The sequence below is a fragment of the Lyngbya sp. CCAP 1446/10 genome (genome assembly GCF_026130175.1).
Lineage (GTDB): Bacteria > Cyanobacteriota > Cyanobacteriia > Cyanobacteriales > Microcoleaceae > Microcoleus.
Window position 1 is genome coordinate 41633 of the sequence record NZ_JAIGNI010000035.1, and the last position, 19512, is coordinate 61144.

At 44.8% G+C, this 19512-nt stretch carries 12 protein-coding genes and 1 pseudogene; 9 read left to right on the plus strand and 4 right to left on the minus strand.

The window, feature by feature from the left end; genetic code table 11:
• Positions 1 to 2: 2 nt before the first annotated feature.
• From K4039_RS16020 to K4039_RS16045, 6 genes are all read left to right on the plus strand, one after another.
• The gene (locus K4039_RS16020; RefSeq protein ID WP_265236464.1) at positions 3 to 2849 is read left to right on the plus strand and encodes an OmpA family protein; all 2847 of its coding nucleotides are present in this window, start codon (positions 3 to 5) and stop codon (positions 2847 to 2849) included.
• A 2-nt stretch (positions 2850 to 2851) separates the two neighbouring features.
• Positions 2852 to 3388: a Rab family GTPase gene (locus tag K4039_RS16025; protein ID WP_265236466.1), complete on the plus strand. Its 537-nt coding sequence runs from the start codon at positions 2852 to 2854 to the stop codon at positions 3386 to 3388.
• Positions 3385 to 4929 carry a PAS domain-containing sensor histidine kinase gene (locus tag K4039_RS16030; RefSeq protein WP_265236468.1) on the plus strand — a complete coding sequence of 515 codons (1545 nt, stop codon included), beginning with the start codon at positions 3385 to 3387 and terminating at the stop codon, positions 4927 to 4929. The genes K4039_RS16025 and K4039_RS16030 overlap by 4 nt, the downstream gene beginning before the upstream one ends.
• A 346-nt stretch (positions 4930 to 5275) precedes the next feature.
• Positions 5276 to 8074, plus strand: a complete 2799-nt coding sequence (locus K4039_RS16035; RefSeq protein ID WP_265236469.1) for an adenylate/guanylate cyclase domain-containing protein — start codon at positions 5276 to 5278, stop codon at positions 8072 to 8074.
• A 134-nt stretch (positions 8075 to 8208) separates the two neighbouring features.
• Complete coding sequence (locus tag K4039_RS16040; RefSeq protein WP_265236470.1) at positions 8209 to 11199, plus strand: PAS domain S-box protein; 2991 nt, start codon at positions 8209 to 8211, stop codon at positions 11197 to 11199.
• Between the two features lie 4 nt (positions 11200 to 11203).
• On the plus strand, positions 11204 to 12316 hold the full coding sequence (locus K4039_RS16045; RefSeq protein ID WP_265236471.1) for an ATP-binding protein: 1113 nt from the start codon (positions 11204 to 11206) through the stop codon (positions 12314 to 12316).
• A 76-nt stretch (positions 12317 to 12392) separates the two neighbouring features.
• Here the strand turns inward: K4039_RS16045 and K4039_RS16050 are convergent, their stop codons facing one another.
• Entirely contained in the window at positions 12393 to 13589 is a 1197-nt protein-coding gene (locus tag K4039_RS16050) for an FAD-binding oxidoreductase (RefSeq protein ID WP_265236472.1), read from the minus strand.
• Positions 13590 to 13799: 210 nt separating this feature from the next.
• Here K4039_RS16050 and K4039_RS16055 point away from each other — a divergent pair, with 210 nt between their 5' ends.
• Positions 13800 to 14078: a hypothetical protein gene (locus K4039_RS16055; protein WP_265236474.1), complete on the plus strand. Its 279-nt coding sequence runs from the start codon at positions 13800 to 13802 to the stop codon at positions 14076 to 14078.
• Positions 14079 to 14130: 52 nt separating this feature from the next.
• Positions 14131 to 14670, plus strand: coding sequence for a DUF2231 domain-containing protein (locus K4039_RS16060; RefSeq protein ID WP_265236476.1), 540 nt, complete (start codon positions 14131 to 14133; stop codon positions 14668 to 14670).
• 48 nt (positions 14671 to 14718) lie between these two features.
• On the opposite strand, the gene cutA is transcribed toward K4039_RS16060, so the two are convergent.
• The 3 genes from cutA to K4039_RS16075 form a co-directional block, all read right to left on the minus strand.
• Entirely contained in the window at positions 14719 to 15063 is a 345-nt protein-coding gene (cutA, locus tag K4039_RS16065; protein WP_265236479.1) for a divalent-cation tolerance protein CutA, read from the minus strand.
• A gap of 69 nt (positions 15064 to 15132) precedes the next feature.
• A complete protein-coding gene (locus tag K4039_RS16070) occupies positions 15133 to 16032 on the minus strand; it encodes a pentapeptide repeat-containing protein (protein WP_265236481.1) in 900 nt (299 codons plus the stop codon).
• A 252-nt stretch (positions 16033 to 16284) separates the two neighbouring features.
• Positions 16285 to 18801, minus strand: coding sequence for a VIT domain-containing protein (locus K4039_RS16075; RefSeq protein WP_265236483.1), 2517 nt, complete (start codon positions 18799 to 18801; stop codon positions 16285 to 16287).
• 282 nt (positions 18802 to 19083) lie between these two features.
• On the opposite strand from K4039_RS16075, the pseudogene K4039_RS16080 reads away from it, so the two are divergent.
• Positions 19084 to 19393 (plus strand): annotated as a pseudogene (locus tag K4039_RS16080) (Rpn family recombination-promoting nuclease/putative transposase); the annotation flags it as partial.
• Positions 19394 to 19512: the final 119 nt, after the last annotated feature.

Genomic DNA, 19512 nt, shown 5'->3' on the forward strand with positions numbered 1-19512 from the left:
GCATGGCTTTACCGAAAGAAAATCCGGAAGTTGAAAATCAGCTAGAGGGTTTTGTTTCTCAACCTGACGAGTCTGCTGCTCATGCAGCAACCCAGCTAGAACCCTTGCTGAATCTGTTGCTCGATCTCAAAATTATTGCTGGTTCAAAACAGCAAAATCCAGAGTCCGAAGCTGACAACAGCGACAACAATAATCAAGCTGGGGCCCTCGGCGGGTTGATGGATTTGTTAAGTATTTCCTCCGCAGAGCCAGAGGAAATTACAGCGCAGCAAAATCCAGAGTCCGAAGGTGACAGCAGAGACAAAAATAATCAAGCTGGAGCCCTCGGCGGGTTGATGGGTTTGCTAGGTATTTCCTCCGCAGAGCCAGAGGAAATTGCAGCGAGTGTCCCAGAAACTGGCTCTCGCCAACCGGATTCCACTGCTTCCCCGGCTGTTGCAGATGAGTCCAAAAGTAGGCTATTCGCTACTCACAAACTCAACAGTTCAGACCTCGAGAAAAACTATTCCTCAGCTAAAACTATAGATGTTTTAGCAGATGTTTCTGCGATCGCTCAGACGGATTTTGAGCAAGCATCGCCACCGATAACAGAATTGCCCAACTCGAAAAAATCAGATTTTCCCCAGTACGTACAGGCGGAAAAATTCCAGGATTTTGACACCGCTTTAGAGGATTCGCCCACTCCCCAAACTGTGGCATCACCCGCAGCAACTGATCCGAATTGCGCCGTTCCCACACTTTCACAGCCGTCAGAAAAAATATATTTTGATGCGGTGGTTGCTTCGCTACCGTCAATGCCAGACTTGCAAGAACAGGCGACACCGATATCCCAGCGAGCAGAAATATTAGGCGAAATTAAACAAGACTTAAATGAAGCCGACAACGCGATGGGAAGGCTGCAAAATCTCATTTTTGGCTCGCAAATGTCGGATATCGAGCAAGTGAAAAATCTCCTCGCACAAAATGACTTGCCGGGGGTGCGCCACCTGCTGACAACCATCGACGATAAATTAGGAAAACTCGAACACCAAATCCACGATCCCCAAGAGCTGATCGCGCTGATGCTGCCTTGGATCGCAGAAATTCTTAGCCGCAAAATTACCGATTCCAGAGAAGAAGTTGTTAAGGCGATAGTGCCAATTATTGATGAAGTAATTAGGGCAAAAACGGTAGAAAACAGGCCAGCAATGAGTTCGGCGATCGCTGAATTGCTCCCAGACGCCCTTGCTCAACAAATAAAAAATTCGCCCCAAGAAATTGCTAAGGCGATCGCCCCAGAAATCGGCATGGCAATTAAAGAGCAAATTCGCCTCGACCAAGAGTCGATCGCCCAAGCCCTCGCCCCGGAAATGGGCAAAGCGATTACAGCCCAAATAGCACTCGAACGCGACTCTATGGTGGATGCTCTCTATCCCGTCATTGGCAGCACTATTTCCAGATACATGGCAGAAGCTATCAAGACAATCAATGAAAAAGTGTCAAATGCCATGAGCATGGAAGGAGTTGGGCGCAAAATTCGCTCCCAAGTACAAGGAGTCTCCGAAGCTGAATTAATCCTCAGAGAATCAATACCTTTTACAGTCCAAGCAGCATTCTTAATTCACAAAGCATCAGGCTTGGTAATTTCCGAATCTCAACACTCAGGCGACTACCAGTTAGAATCGGAAATGGTAGCAGGAATGCTCACAGCTATTCGCAGCTTTGTTAACGAGTGCATCGTTCAGCCCGGAGAAATTTCCGAACTAAATCAAATTGAATACGGCGATTCAAAAATTATATTAGAAGTAGCGGGATACTGCTACATGGCAGTGGTAATTAAAGGAGAACCGCCAGACTCGTTCATCAACAAAGTCCGACAAACAGTTAGTAAACTTATCCTTAATTACGCTAAATTAATTCACGAGTTTAACGGCGATCCCGGTACTATACCGCAGTCATTGCACCCGTTGATCCAAAGTTTATTAGACCCGCCCAACAAGGAAAAATCAACAAAACCCCCCTTGATGCTGCTCGGCCTGAGCATGGCAGCGCTGAGCTTAATCTTAGTACCTTGGGGAATTTATCAGCACCGCAGCAGCATCGACCGCCGCCTCGAAGCAAATGCCGCTTTAGCTCTAGCCTCGACCCCAGAATTAGCGGTTTACCGCTTAAGCGTCGACGTTGAGGGCAACACTCTTAAGTTAACCGGAAAATTGCCAAATCCAGAATTGCGAGCAAAAGCCGCAAAAATAGCCGCATCAACTGCACCAAATCTGAAATTAGACAATCAAATTATCGCTGTAGATGTACCTCCCGATCCAGTTTTGACGGCGGCTGAGGTGCAGCGGATTACTGTTGTTTTGAACCGCTTATCGGGCGTTTCTATTTCTAGTCAGTATGGCGATCGCAAAGTTACAGTAGAGGGGACAGTCATGGATGATGCAGACTCACAAAAAATTGCTCAGTCCCTCAAGCAAATTCCCGGCGTTCAGTCCGTCGTCAGCACTGTTAAACTAGATCCGCTGAAGATTTCCAGCCGCATCTACTTCGACCAAGGAACGACAACATTAAACTCAACATCTGGAGACATCATCGCCAGTGTCAAAAATTTCATGGATCAATATCCTCAAAAACAGATTAAGATAATTGGACACAGCGATCGCACTGGGGAACTTGTCACAAATCAACGGTTGTCGCTCCAGCGTGCCGCAGCAGTGCGAGAGGCTTTAGTGCGCGTCGGTGCTGACCCGAAACGCCTCCAAGTGGTTGGTAGCCAAAATCCTCCCGCAGGCGTGGAACCCAATCAACCGCTACTTTTAAGCAGATGCGTGATATTTGAACCAATAACTAAGACCATCAACAGCAAATAATTATGTCAGTTACTATATCTAAAAAAATGTGCATGATCGGCGACTTTGGCGTCGGCAAAACCAGCCTAATCCGCCGTTTAGTCGATCAGCAATTCAGCGACGAGTACCTCTCCACTGTCGGAGTAAAAATTTCCCGCAAAACTATCATATTAGAAAACACCAAACAGCAGGAAAATGTCACAGCAAAGTTGCTGATTTGGGACTTAGAAGGGCATACAAAATTCAAAGGAATTGCACCGACTTACTTGCAAGGAGCTAGCGGCGTTTTAATCGTTGCCGATGTCAGCCGTTCCGAAACAGTTGAGCGAATCTCCGAACACATTAAGCTTTTCTCTTCAGTCAATCCCAAAGGATCAATTATCATCGCTTTGAACAAAGTAGACTTAATTGACGAGGAAAAATTGGCACTGCTAGTAGAAATTTCTCACTCAATTGGTCAAGACAAAGTAATAGCAGTTTACACCACATCGGCTAAAACAGGCAAAGACGTTGACGAAATTTTTCATAAACTAGCTTACACAATGGTAGAACAAGTATGAACCCCCTTTTTAGAAAGCTCTTGGGCCAGCGACAAACAGAGTATTTGATAGTAAATCACAATTTCATCATTCAAGAAATCTCCGCCGAAGTCCAGCATTACGCCGATACTCCCGGTGAGGCGCTCCCCGGTGCAGATGCTCGCATCAGTTTTCCCGAACTGATTGGTATTGAAAATATCCTGATGTCCATCGCAATGGGACGGCGGCCGAATTTTGAACTCAAAGGTATCGCTCGGTTTACCGACAACAACCGCCCTTTATACTTCGATATGTTGGCTATAGAACATGAAAACGAACAAGATATGGCAAGTAATTTGCTAATTTTGATTGAAGATGCCACCGAAAAAATGGTGATGAAGCAATCCTTGATTCAAAGAGCGAATGAAGCTAATCTTTTGCTGAGCGCCTTAGCCGCTTCTAAAGATTATATAGATAAAGTTATTGGCTCGATGGGCGATGCTTTGTTAGTGACAACAACCTTAGGAATTATCAAAACAGTCAATCAATCGGCACAATGGTTATTTGGGTACAGCGAAGCAGAATTGATCGACCATCCCCTCTCCATAATAGTAGTCGAAGAAACCTTGCTTTACCAAGCTCGCCACCGCTATATCTTGTCTCAAAAAGAGCTGCTTCGAGAACTCGAAGTAGTCTGCACTACTAAAGCAGGAGCAGAAATTTGGGTAGAATTTTCCTGTTCGGCAATTCAGACAGAATTAAAGGGGCTGTACGATTTTGTCTATATCGGCAGGGACATCACAGAACGCAAGCAAAAAGACATGGAAATTCGCCGCTCTTTGGCAAAAGAGCAAGAACTCAGACAGCTAAAATCTCGTTTTTTCTCGATGCTCGCTCACGAATTCAGCAATCCTTTAAATACAGTATTATTTGCTACTCAAATCCTTAAAGAATACGGCGACGAAATCACCCAAGCGGAAAAACAAGAATATCTCGAACACGTTAAATCAGCATCTAAATATATGGCTCAGCTATTAGATGATGTGCGGTTGCTCAGCAGCGCCGAAGCAGGAAAACTCCAATTCAATCCCGCACCAGTTGACTTGCAAAATTTTTGCCGCGAGTTAGTAGAGTCCATTAAAATTAGTTACGGACAAAATCATAAAATTAACTTTACTTGCCGAAAATCTCTTCCGCCCGCGAAACAAACTGATCGGGAGTTGGAGGAAACAGAATACTGGCCCGCACTGGATGCCAAATTGCTGCGACACATCTTGACAAATTTGCTTTCAAATGCTGTCAAATATTCGCCGATCGACAGCTATATTGATTTTCAATTAAATTGTCGTAATGAAGAAGCTATATTTAAAATTAAAGACGCAGGCATTGGCATTCCTATAGAAGACCAAGAACAACTGTTTGAATCTTATTACAGAGCCCAAAATGTCGGAAAAATACCCGGTACAGGACTGGGTTTATCCATAGTCAAGCAGTGTGTAGACTTGCACGGAGGTCAAATCGAATTTTCCAGCGACACAGGGTTAGGCACTACATTTATAGTCACCATTCCCTTTTACAAATAGAGGTAATACAATTTTCGTATTGAAGCATTGAAGATTTTCGATTTGGGCATCACCCCGCCCCAAAATGGGTACTTGCTTTCCGACGCGAGCGTCAGGGTCGAACCCAAAATTTTAGACAAAAGTTCAAGCTGCCAGATTCATCTGTGGAGTAAATCTAAAATCTAAAATCTAAAATCTAAAATCTAAAATCTAAAATCTAAAATCTAAAATCTAAAATCTACAATCTACAATCTACAATCTAAAATCGACTAATGACTAATGACTAATGACTAATGACTAATAACTAATAACTAATGACTAATGACTATCACGAACAGAGGGCGCGTTCACCAATAAAAAATCCAACATGACAACCCTGTTAAAAAAACTGTTGGTTCCCCACCACTTGGAGTACCTATCACTGGATCAAGACTTTTTCATCGAAGAGATATCTCTCAATGTGCAGCGCTTTGCTGACTGTCCCGATGAAGTAGTTGCCGGCAACGATGTGCGCCTTCCCTTTCCCGAATTGGTGGGAACTGAAGAAATTTTAATCGATATTTTGGAAGGGCGGTTGCCAAACTTTGAATTTAAAGCGATAACTCGGGTATTAGAAAATGGCTCGCGGCTTTATTTTGATATGTATATCGTCGAACTCAAAAATGACGAGAACGATCACAGATTAATTGTATTTTTTGAAGACGTAACCGACAGGATGGGTTTGGAACAAACTCTAGTCCAAGCTACCAATGAAATGAATATTTTATTGAGTACCTTAGCCGCTACTAATAATTATGTTGAAAAAATCATTACTTCAATGGCCGAAGTTTTGTTGGTGACAACGGGATCGGGAAAAATCAAAAAAGTCAATCAAGCGGCTCAAGATTTGTTCGGTTACAGCGAATCAGAATTAGTAGGCGAGCAAATAGACACCCTTGCTGCTGAGGGCGCATCTTTGCAAGCAGTCAGCCAAGAGCCGCTTCAACAATCTCAAACTAGCACTGAAGTAATTTGCACGGGAAAAACCGGAGAAAAGCTCACAGTTTCGTTTTCCTGTACGGCGATTCCGACTGATATTAAAAGCTTTTCTGAAGCAAGGGCTGCCATCGAAGATTTCGTGTACATTGGCCGCGACATGACAGACAGACAGCGAGCCCGCAAGCGAAAAGTAGCTCAGTACGTCACCACTCACATCCTCTCTACATCCGAAACAATCAAAAAAGCTCTAGCAGCAATTCTCCCGGCAATTTGCGACAGTTTGGGATGGGATACTGCCGAACTTTGGATGCCGGAAGCTGGGAAAAAACTGCTGTTAGGAAGTAAGAGAATAACTACGATTTATGACACCAATTTGCTGCGGTGCGTCACGAGTTGGACAAAACCCTCAGTTTCTATCCCCAAATTTGCCGAATTGGCCGAACAAATGACCTGTGGATTCGGGGAAGGATTGTCTGGTCTCATTTGGGCCAGCGGTTCCTCGGAGTGGATTGCGGATGTCACAAAAAGTGACAATTTTCTGCGCCGAGAAATCGCCGCCGAAGAAGGACTGCACGGAGCTTTTGGCTTCCCTATTTTGGGTGACTACGAACAGGAAAATTCTGAAAGATCTGTGTTGGGAGTGATGACTTTCTTCAGCCGCGAAGTGCAGTGTTTTGATGAAGAATTGCTCCAGACAATGGCAACAATCGGCAGCCAAGTTGGTCAATTTATCAAGCGCAAGCAAGCCGAAATAGCTTTGCGGGAAAGCGAAGAACAACTGCGAGACTTATTTGAAAATGCTACTGATTTAATTCAAAGTATTGGAGCCGACGGTCATTTTTTGTATGTGAATCGGGCTTGGCGGGAAACTCTGGGCTATAGCGAAGCAGAAATTGCAAAAATGACTGTTTTTGATATTATTCATCCTAATAGTTCCCAAGAGTCTATTGATATATTGTATCAAGCTATTGTCAAAAAAAACATCAATAAAAATACATTTTATCCAGACTATATTCAAGCAATATTTATCACTCAACAAAACGAACAAATTTTGCTAGAAGGTAGCATAAGCTGTAAGTTTTCAGAAGGATCGTTAGTAGCGATTCGCGCTATTTTGCGAGATATTACTGCTCGAAAGATGGCGGAAGATGCTCTAGCAAAATCTGCGTCCTTGCTGCAAGCAACGTTTGATTCTACTGCTGACGGTATTTTGGCTATTGACAGGAACGGGAAAATAGTCACTTTCAATCGAGAATTTGTGGAAATGTGGGGCGTACCTAGCGACGTGATGGCGCTGCGAGACGACGAGACAATGATCGCTTTTGTGCAGAACCAACTCAAAGACCCTCAAGCATTCCAAGAGAGAATAGAATCGCTTTACGAGCAGCCCGAAGCCGAAAGTTTTGACTTGTTGGAATTTCAAGACGGCAGATTTTTTGAACGCTATTCGGAACCGCAGCGGCTGGGAGATAAAATTATCGGCAGAGTCTGGAGTTACCACGATATTACGGAACGCAAGCAAGCAGAAGATGCCTTGCGGGAAGAACAAGAAAAATCAGAAAAGTTGCTGTTAAATATCTTGCCCAAGGCAATAGCAGAACGCTTGAAGAAAAACGAAACTACTATTGCCGAATACTTTCCCGAAGTGACTGTTTTGTTTGCAGATATTGTGGGGTTTACAGCTTTGTCTGCGGTCATGAATCCGATCGACCTCGTGGTACTCCTGAATCAGATTTTTTCAGGATTCGACCTGTTGTGCGAACGGCATGGCTTAGAGAAAATCAAGACTATCGGCGACGCATATATGGCGGTGGGAGGGCTGCCAAGTCCCCGCGCCGATCACGCTGAGGCGATCGCCCAAATGGCCTTAGATATGCAAACAGAGATAGCTCGGTTTAATGCTAACAATAATAAATATTTTAGCATCCGCATCGGGATTCATAGCGGCCCGGTCGTTGCGGGAGTAATTGGGATCAAAAAGTTTATTTACGATTTGTGGGGCGACACGGTAAATATTGCTTCCCGGATGGAATCTCACGGTTTGCCTTGGCGGATTCAAGTCAGCGAAACTACTTATAAGTTATTGGAACACAAATATTTGCTTCAGGAGCGGGGAACTATTGAAGTTAAAGGCAAAGGGGGAATGAAAACTTATCTGCTGGTTGGTAAAAAAACAATTAGTCATTAGTCATTAGTCATTAGTCATCGGTCATTAGTCATCGGTCATCGGTCATCAGTCATGAGTCATCAGTTATCAGTCATCTGGCTGAGGACTAAAAGTGTTGCTAAAGTTAGTTAATAATACTTTTTAGGTCTAGACTGATGGAATTTGCTAATTTGTTGACAAATTTACGATCGCCCTTAGCAGCTATCGATCGCCATCCTGTGACGGTTGCGCCCTCAACTTCCGTCGGGGATGCGATCGCCCTGATGCGTCTGGCGAGAAACCCTTGTCCGCTGCCAGACTCAAACGCAACGGTAAAACCATTGATTAGTTGCGTCTTAGTTGTCGAGGAAAATCAGCTAGTCGGACTGCTAAGCCAAGGTGATATGCTGAACCTAGCCACCGAATCAGGATGGCAAGAAATGAAAGTTGTCGATGCAATGACGCGGAATTTAATTATCTTAAAAGAATCAGAATTTACAGATATTTTTAGCGCATTTAAGCTATTTTGTCAACACTCGATCGATTGCTTGCCAATTGTGGACGAACAAGGTCAACTCATAGGTTTAGTCAGCGAAGAAAAGATTCGCCCAGAAATTTACAGCGTCGTCAAAATGTTGGAGCAAGAAGTTGTAAAACTTCAGCAAAAACAGTGTGATCTCTTAGCAAACAAGTCAGAAATCGAAAAACAAGTTAGCGATCGCAAACTTGCAGAAACCGCTTTGCAACAATTCAACGTAGAGTTAGAACAGCGAGTCCAGCAACGCACTGAACACTACGAACAGGCCGTATTAACAGGTAAATTGACCGCAGAAAAATTGCAAAACTCCGAAGCTGAACTGCTGGCGCTGTTTAATGCGATGACGGATATCGTGCTGGTTTTCGATGCCAGCGGCCGCTACCTCAAAGTCGCCCCCACGTCTCCCCAACTGCTCTACAAACGGGCTGTTAAAGCGCTGGGCAAAACCCTCGCCGAAATGTTGCCGGAAGCGGAAGCTAATTTTTGCCTCAGCCACATTCACCAAACCTTGGCATCTGGGGAAACCCACAGAGTTGAATACAGCATGGAAATTGGTGGGAAGTTAATCTGGTTTGATGGCAGTATTTCGCCACTGGGAGTCGATCGAGTGATCTGGGTAGCGCGGGATATTACTGCTCGCAAACACGCAGAAGCTGCACTGCAAAAGAGTGAGGAAAAGTTTCGCAATTTGTTTGATGATGCTCCAATTGCGATCGGTTTGGCAAGCGTGCGCGACTACCGCATGATCAAGGTGAATGAAGCTCACCGCCAGATGTTGGGCTACGGCGATGTGGACTGGGCAGCAATGAGTTTCGCTGATGTCACCCACTCAGAAGATTTACAAGCAGAATTCGAGCAAATCAAGCAGTTGGTCGATGGCAATATTTCTCGCTTCCAAATGGAAAAACGCTTGACGAAGAAGAATGGCGAGTTGATGTGGGCAAACTTGACGGTGACGCTGATTCGCGATCGCGATGGCATTCCTGTTTACAGCATGGGGGCGATCGAAGATATCAGTTGCCGCAAGCGGGCAGAAATGGAATTGCAGCAGTTAAAAGAACGCCTGCAATTTTTACTTGCTTCTAATCCAGCGGTAATTTTCACTGCCACACCGACGGGGAATTTTTGTATTACTTACATCAGCGACAACGTTAAGGCAATCGTTGGCTACGACCCCCAAGAGGTGTTAGCAGATTCTGACTTTTGGTCGAGCCGTATTCACCCGGAAGATCGAGCGCAATTTATCGTAAATTTTTCTGATTTGTCCGAGAGAAAAAATTGCATTTGCGAGTACCGCTTTCTGCACGGATACGGATTTTACCGCTGGCTGCGGACGGAACTAAAAATATTGGTTAACAGCAGCGGTATTCCGATCGAAATTATTGGTTACGCCGCCGATATCAGCAATTCTAAATGCGCTGAAATAGCTTTGCGACAGCAGTTCGAGCAAGAACGGCTGGTAGAGGCGATCGCCCGTCGCGTCCGCCAGTCCTTGCAATTAGAGGAAATTCTCAATACCACGGTTGCCGAACTCCAGCAAGTCTTGTTAGCCGATCGAGTTTTGGTTTATCAAATTTTACCGGAAAAAAGCGGCCGAGTCATTGCCGAAGCGGTGGCAGAAGGATGCAGCCCACTGGTGGATAGATGTTTTGGCGAAGAGGTTTTTCCGGTTCAAAATTATCAGCTTTATTTGCAAGGGCGAATTTGTGCGTTATCCGAACTAGATCACCCCTCCATTGCACCTTGTATGGTGGAGTTTCTGAAACAAATTAAAGTTAGGGCAAAGTTAGTAGTGCCGATTATTCAGCACAGCCAACTTTGGGGATTGCTGATTGCGCACCAGTGCGATAAGCCCAGAGAGTGGCAAGAATGGGAAATCAATTTATTTCACCAGTTGGTGAATCAATTGGCGATCGCCATTCAGCAATCTCTACTCTACCAGCAACTGCAAACGGAACTGAGCGATCGCAAACAAGCGGAAGCAAATTTGAAAAACTCCCTCAAAGAAAAAGAGATTTTGCTCAAAGAAATTCACCATCGCGTCAAAAACAACCTCTGCGTAGTTGCTAGTCTGTTAGAATTACAATCTAACACAGTTGCCGAACCCCAAATAGCCAAAATGTTTGAAGAAAGTCAGAATCGCCTTTATTCTATGGCTCTGATTCACGAGAAACTGTACCGCTCGACTAACCTGGCGCAAATTAATTTTGGTGAATATCTAGAAGATTTGGTCAGTAACTTGTTTCACTCTTACAATATAAGTGACAACCGGATTCAGTTGCAGGTATTAGCTGAACCAATCTCCCTAAATATTGAGACTGCTACTCCCTGCGGTTTAATTGCTAATGAATTGGTTTCAAATACCCTGAAACACGCTTTTCCTCACGGTACTAGCGGGACAGTTAGTGTAGAATGCTATCAAACGAGCGATGGAGAAATCCACCTTTTCGTTAAGGACAATGGCGTCGGCTTTCCTCAAAACTTAGATTTTAGAAAAACTAACTCTATGGGCTTTCAAGTTGTCTGCACTTTAACCGAGCAGTTAGAAGGAACCATTGAACTGTCAAGGCAAATCGGCACAGCATTTCACTTAACATTTAACGAATTAAACTATTCTCAGAGGTTGTAAAAACATGGATTTACCAGCAAAAATTATTAATATTTTGATTGTCGAAGATGAATTATTAATCGCTAAAAATTTATCTAAAAAATTAGAAAAATTGGGATATCAAATCGCCGACATCGTTTCTTCTGGAGTCGATGCCATACAGCGCGCAGCCGAAATGAGACCAGATTTAATTTTAATGGATATAGTCATCAAAGGCGACATTGATGGCATAGAAACAGCAGCAATAATCAATCAAAAATTAGATATCCCAATTATCTATACAACTGCCTATGCCGACGACGAAACTTTGCAGCGAGCCGAAAATACTGGTTCTTATGGCTACCTCCTCAAACCGTTTAAAGAAAGAGAGCTACACGCCACCATTAAAATAGTGCTGAGTAAACATCAAGAAGCAGTTAGGCTGCAAAAAATAATTACATTGGCAGCAGCAAAGAGCGAAAATAGAGCGCGATTTATTTCAATGGCATACCACGATTTAAATACTCCGTTGACTACCATACAGCTATCGGCTGAAATGCTGGAAGATAGCGAATTGCAGAGAACGCCAGGAAGTACAAATAAAAATGTCGCTCGCATCAAAAAAGCCGTCCGCAATATGAGCGAATTGCTGGAGGATATTTTAATGCTCAGCAAAGCCGAATCAGGCAAACTTTCCTTGAATTTAAATCAGCTAAATGTAACGGAGTTCTGCACCTATCTTTTAGAAGAACTACAACCGCTCGTCACCGACAAACACCTGGTAACTTTCCGCGCCCCAAAAGAGCCACTGCACGCCAATCTCGATGCAAAATTGCTGCACAACCTCCTGACTAATTTGCTTTTAAATGCTATTAAATATTCTCCAAATGGCGGCAATGTCAGTTTAGAATTAAGCTGCGAAAACCAGCAAATATTTTTTTCCGTTCGAGATGAAGGAATTGGGATGACAGCGGAATATCAGGGGAGATTATTTCAGCAGTTTGAACGGGGTGCTAATGTAGGCAATATTAAAGGATCGGGGTTGGGACTTTGCATTGTTAAACACATAGTTGATCTGCACGGGGGTACAATAAGTGTGGAAAGTGCGATCGACAAAGGTACTACATTTATTGTCGCGCTGCCTTTTCTTAGTCATTAGTCATTGGTCATTGGTCATTAGTCATTGGTCATCAGTGATATGATATCCGATCGTCGCATTATTCTTGTATTTCATTTTAAGCAAATCTATTGGGAGACAAAATCTCGTTAAGCGAAGCTATCCCGCTCTTAATCGCCCAATCTTTTGATCCTGCTGCCGAATCAGCAAATCGCTCAGCTAAAGCAGGTACAATCGCCAAAGGATTGCTCAAACCCGAAAAAACGTGCAATCCAGGGCGAGAACCAATTTCCCCAACTATGGGGAGCTTATCCGCGCTAAATGCCACAATACAATCGTGCCAAGTTGCGGGTAAATCGGCCAAAGCTGGCAAAACCTTGCCGATTCCGGCACGAATTGCGGTTTCGCTGGTTTCGCGATCGACTTTAGCATTCAAATCGCTCAAAGTTCGAGACAATTGCCCGATCCGCAAACTGCCATCATTAAATTGAATTGCACCAGCATCTAAAATCGGTGGTAACAACTCATTACCCGGTTCATCCCACAGAAAATTTACCTCAATTTTACTCGATTCAGCTTCCAATTCAAAACGTTTTAATACCGCGGGCATCACCAAAGTCCTGAGTTTCAAATCGACAGGTTCAGTCTCCAAAATCTCGGCGCGACTAAAATAAACTCCCGCAGAAATGCCAGCCGCCTTGAGCAAAGTTCGACTCCAACCTCCAGCACAAATCACCGCATTTTCGCAAGCATAACTTTCGTGTACCGTCTTGACTCCCGAAATCCGATTTCCCTCTGCTATTAAACCAGTTACTTCAGCAATTTTTATAGTTCCTCCCAACCGCGCAAACCCTTGACAATAAGCTATATTTGTGGCTGTCGGGGAAATGTGACCGTGACGCACAGTTAGAGCTCCGGCGATCGCACTTTTATTCAGTAAAGGTTCCAACTCGCCAGCTTCTGCAACGCTCAAAAGCTGCGGAGGTATCGCAAAATGCGCGTAATTTTCTACTATTTTTTCAATATCAGCGTCCGCATCAATTGTCAGCAACAGATCCAACTCGCGAAACTCAGTATCAGCGTCTAATTCCGCCGATAAATTGCGGTGGCGTTCGATACCTTCCCGACACAATTGACGAGTTAAATCAGTCGTGCCAGACCAATAAGCTAAGCCGCCATAACTAAAACGAGTCGCATTTTGCATGGTAGCATCTCGCTCCAAAAGCAGCACAGCAAAACCTTTTTTTGCCAGTTCGTAACTCAGGGCTGCACCCGTAATGCCACCGCCAACAACAATCCAATCGTAACTTTTCATGAGCAACTCAAAGGGAAGGAAAATATCATGCTTAGATTTTAGCTTAGGTTGTTTCGGAACAGGCCCAAAAGTCTCTACCTACAGAAAGAGGTGATGCGCGATCGGCATAACTGCAACTTACACCCCTTGGGAGATGTTACCGCAGGCACATTTTTTGTTCAATAGTAGCAATTACAGACAGCACAAAATTAGAAACACCACAGAGGTTTTATGAGTATCGACAAACCGGGCAAAGATATGCGCCGTACTGTCAATCCGGGCGATCGCATTTCCGACGAACCGCAAAGCATCGAAGAAAAAGCTCAGCAATTAGCAGTTGACCACGTGCCCGACATCACGGGAGATGTAGTTACAGTTCCAACTTATGTGATCGTAGAAGAACCGGACGGGGAAAAGAAAGCTTTGCACCACGTCAAAGACGCCGAGGAAATTTCCGACGTAATTCGACAGGCCCGCGTTGACGAAAATGGCGAGCGAATTTGGGATTAAGCTCAATCCAATAAAACTGGCTTTGTAGGTAGAAAACTTATCGCTAGAAATCATGGAAACAAATCAAACAAATAGTACGCCCTATCCCAATATTCCGCCGATTCTAGAAAGTGACGACACAGAGTATCGCGACGCCGGCATTACGAGTACAGTTTCAGTTGCAGGTCATCCCCTCCACCCAGTGCTGATCGTGTTTCCGATCGCCTTTTTAGTCGCAGCCGCCGGTACAGATATCGGTTATTGGCTGACAAGCGATCCATTTTGGGCGAGAGCTTCGGTTTGGCTGATTGGTGCAGGCTTTGCTGCGGGGATTTTGGCGGGAATCACGGGCTTTTTAGATTTTACGAGAATTAAAAGAGTGCGCGATCGCAGTGCCGGTTGGTTGCACATGGGCGGCAATGTGGCGGCTCTGGTACTTTCGCTGATTAACCTGGTGTTGCGCCAAGGAAATGCTGCTGAGCCGATCGTCTTTACAGGTTTAGCACTGTCGGTCGTCGTTGCCAGCTTGCTGGGCGTTACAGGCTGGTTCGGCGGCGAACTAAGTTTTCGCCACAAAGTCGGTGTTATCGGCCCTAGCAGTCAAAATATGTAGGTTTCTGAGCGTTTTTAGTAGAAACTTCAGTCCGTCTTCATAGGTGGATCATGAAGGAATTGCATTCCCAACGCTCGAACCTAAAGATTGTCCCAGCCAATTCAGATAAGCCTCGCTGCCAGCGATAATGGGAATAGCAATAATTTCGGGAACTTCATAGGAATGGAGTTCCTGAACTTTTGTTTTTAAAGCCTCAAATTTAGCCAAATCAGTTTTAATCACCAACTGCCACTCCGACTCGGCATGAATCTCGCCTTGCCAAGTATAAATCGAGCGAATTGGCGACAAACTAACACAAGCAGCCAGCTTGTGTTCAACTAGAGTTTTAGCGATATTCTCCGCATCCGCCTCCGATGCAGCAGTTACCAGCACCAACCCAAAATTAACAGTCATAAGGATTTTAGATCCGATATCAACGGATTTGATACTACCAATTACCAATTACCAATTACCAATTACCAATTACCAATTTTTAACTTCCGAAACTTCCCAAGAATTGACTTTGCACGCCCCAGCTAAGGAAAAGTAGCGCCTAGTGGATTCGGGCAAAATAGCTCCAGTCAACAAAGCATTATCTAAATTGGCTCCTATTAACGTCGCCTCGCTCAAATCTGCCGCCATCAAATCAGCTTGACACAGCTTTGCCCAATTCAGATTTGCCCCGATCAAACAACTTCCTCTAAACTTAGCCCCAGTTAAGTTTGCTCCCGCCAATTTAACGCCCCGCAACTGAGCCGCACTGAAATTTGCTCCCGCCAAATTCGAGCCTTCCAAATTAGCTCCCATCAGTTTAGCTTCGCTCACATTAACGCCGCTCAAATCTGCACCGCAAAGATTCACGCCTGTCAACTGCGCTCGTCGCAGACTGACTCCGGTTAATTGAGCTCCAAAAAGTTTGGCACTGTTGAGCTTTGCACCGTAAAGGTTTGCCCATTTAAAATTAGCTCCCGTCAGATTTGCGCCGAGGAAGTTAACTAATTGCAAGTCGGCGCTGCACAAATTGGCATTCCACAACACAGCACTCCGTAGGTTGGCGCTGGTTAAAGTTGCGCCGCTTAACTTTGCTCTCGGTAACTTTGCTTTTACCAAAAAAGCTCCGCTCAAATTAGCTTTTGTCAAATCTGCGTCTGAGAGTTGGATTTCGCCCATTTTGGCAAAACTCAGATTTGCTCTGTGCAGCAGTGCGCCTTTGAGCGTTGCTTTGGTGAGAAATGCTCTGCTGAGGTTCGCCCCGGAAAGATTAGCTCGCGAAAGGTTGACTCCGATTAAGATTGCTCCGCTGAGGTTTGCCCCGCCCAGATCGGCTCCAGCAAAGTCTCTTTGTCCTTTTTCGTAATTGTTGAGCAGTTCGCTAACTTCCATAGGGCCTGATACCTTCTCTGATTGGGGAGTTCGATCGAGAAATCTTTAATCTTCAGGTTGTTTCAGAAATTCTACTGTTACAAAAATTAGACTGTTTTAGCGTTGGCATCAAACCGTATAACTTCTGTTAACATTACTTTCTGTTCAAACGCGATCTCTTAATAAAGATTTTATATTGTTCTCGCGGTAGAGATCGCCCTTTCGGTATGTTTGAATTAAAAGTTAATCTTTCGTGACATAGATAGTCATTCCTTAGCGATCGACATTAATCCGCAACTTTAGCCTCAGCGCGCCCTTGAATCCTGCGGGAGGTTGCCAGGAGTTCAAGGCTGCCTTGAGACTCTCAATGGCGTCTGTTGCTTGCAGCGTCGAGGTTTGAGTGTCGTTAGCGAAGCCCTCGAAGAGGATCGCGACTTTCACAACGCGGCCGTTTTGTATGGATAAATCCCACACCGTCTCGCCGCTAACCGCCGCTGGGAGATTAACAGATCGCAGGTATTGATTCAGAGAGGCGATCGCCCCAGCATCCAACCCTTGGGCGCTGACTACTTGCAAGCGAGCAGCAATTTGCTGCGGGGGTGGCTCGCTGTAAGGGGCTGGCAGCGCGCGAGGAGCTGGCACTGGCCGTGCAAAATTGGGAGTCGAGTTCGAGCTGCGAGTGCCACCTCTCGTTTGGTCGCTCTCCTCCCGCTCGAAAATACCGTCATAGCTGACACCCTGCGGCAATTCGACAGGCACTTGCACGCGACGACGAGATCCATCTGGTTCGACTCGCACTTCTTCGCTCACAGCCACAAAAGCCGTGTATTCCGACAGCAAGTGATAATTTAGAGCAGTATTAGTCACAGCTTCCACCAGAGATTTAGTCTCGCCGCCAAACATTTGATTCATTAAATCTTGAATGCGCGATCGCCCCCAAAGTTGAGCTACCGCCGAATTTCCAAAATCTGTAACATTTGCTGTGACTGACGTTGACTCCCGTTGTCGCACGCCGCCGGATTGAGCAAAATTCACAGGTAAAATCTGCTCGTAAGCTTTGCCGCCCGCTTGAGTGCCGCGGATGCGAAGTTGGCCGTTTGTTCGATCGCTCTTTTTGCCAAACAACACCAGCGGCTGACTCGCAAACAAATCCGGTGGTGCGATCGGATAAATCTCCGGTTTTTCCCCCACTCCTTCCCAACTAATTTGAATATTAGTCAATACCGGACTATTAATTTGACGAAAAAACTTTTCTGCCGCTGCTGCTGACGGTTCATCTTGACGAATTACTTGAGACGTGCCTCTTCCCACTTGAGCCAAACGGTTGAGTAAAAACCGATTCACCGAACCGCCGACACCAAAACTATAAAGTCGATTTCCCGGTTTCAGGCTCTGCTGCACCTGGGCCAGCACTTCTTTTTCATTACCAATATAACCATCGGTAATCAGTACAATACTCCGCAGCGTTCCTGTTTTTGTCGCCGGAAACTTCATCACGGCTTGAATGCCGTTGAGCAGTTCAGTGCCACCGTTAGCCTGCAAAGCGTCGATATAATTAATTGCCCTTTGTCGATTAGCTTCTGTATTCGCTAAAGGAGTTGTTGAAAGCGCTTTTGCAGTGTTGGCAAAATCAATAATAGTAAAAGTATCCTTGGGATTGAGTCCTTGAATGAAGCGGCGCATCAACTCCTTAGATTTTGCCAGCGGTTCGCCCTGCTGAGAACCGGAAGTATCCATCAAAAACACAACATCTTTCGGTACAATTTCATTAGTTTTGTAGTTTAAGGCGGGAATCAAATAAGTAGCAAAATGACCGCCGCGTTGGTCGGATTGACTCAGGACTGTGGCGCGAGTATTTTCGCCGGCTACTCGATAGCGTAGAATTAAATCTTTATTGGGAATTGTGTCAGAATTGGCTAGTTGGACGCGCACAGTATTGCCGCTGCGGTCAGTGGTAATTTGATGGGAAGTAGAGCGGACATCGCCGATCGCAACTCCGGCATCGATTTCTACCAAAACAGCAATATCGTGACCAGAGCGCGTGTTTGGAGGCAAAACAGGCGGGTTAATGCGATCGGCATCGGTGGTATTTTGCGAAATATAACGCGGCCCAACCACTGTGGGAAACACAAATTCGTAATCGCCATCGGCAAATTTGAGACTCTCGGTGTAGCGAATCGTAACTTCAATCTTTTCTCCCGGTTTGATATTAGCTAGAGACTGAGTAAAAATATTATCGCGTTCTTGTTCCAATAAACCCGCTGTTCTGCCTTGCTGACGAGCTTTTTGGTAAATTTCCAAAGCTTCATCGCGCCGTTTGATATCAGCTTTAATAGTGCGATCGCCGATTTTAATTTCCATGTCATCCACCGCCGCTTCATCGGGCAGGGGAAATACATAAACAGCTTCTAAAGATTCGGGGAAAGGATTTTCAAACTTCTGAACAACTTCGACGCGGGAGATATTGCCGGCTATTTTGGCTTTAACTTCAGTCCGTTTGAGAGGAAAGACTTGCTCTGTGGCTGTATTTTGAGTTTTGACGAACAAACCGCCGACTGGACAGCGAGTTTCGGGCGATCGGGCTTCAAGCTTGCAATTAACATCGTTACTAGCGAGGATTTTCGGCGGCCCAGACGAATAATTTTGCCCAGGAGCATTTGCCAGCGCCGCATTGGGAGCGACGAGCCATGCACCGCACTCGTTAGCGAAGCCCTCGAAGAGGATCGCTGCGAGCAATGCGATACCACCAGAAAGCAACCGTTGAGGGGATAGAACGCAGACAAACTTCATAGTTATTTTTTTAGCAGACTTGAGGTGCTCCGTTTACCATGACTTTACCATTGCCGAAACGTTCCTGAGTTAGCTGTTCGGGAAACATGACAAGCAGACCTGGGTGGATTTTAGATTAAAGATTAAAGAAATGACTCCCTAGGCGCGGGCTGGGGACTGGCATTTGTATTGAGGTCGGTTTGGGCGATCGTCCGCGAAGCCAATGCTGAATATTGTATGATAGTGAGATAGCTTAAATAATTCTCACATCAACCTCTAAACCTCTAATAAATTAAAAATGTCATGAGTTTTATCAACCCCAAAACCAAATTTGCTTTTAAAAAAAATATTCGGCTCGGATGACAGTAAAAACATTTTAATTAGTTTTTTAAATGCTCTCCTATACGAAGCACAGCCAGTCATCGAAAATTTAGAAATTATCGACCCCTATTTAGCTCCAAACATTAAAGGTATCAAAGACACTTACCTGGATGTAAAAGCCAAGATTAATGGTGACAAAACTGTGCTCATTGAAATGCAGGTTTTGAATGTAGAATACTTTCAGCAGCGGGTTTTGTATAATGCAACTAAAACATATTCAATGCAGCTAAGGAATGAAAATTTAATAACTTTAGCGTTGGTTAAATAGTCGGCACTGCACGATAATTCCATTTTGGTAGATATTCATCAAAAATAATTTTCATTGTTTCTTTAAATCCATTAGCTACTTTT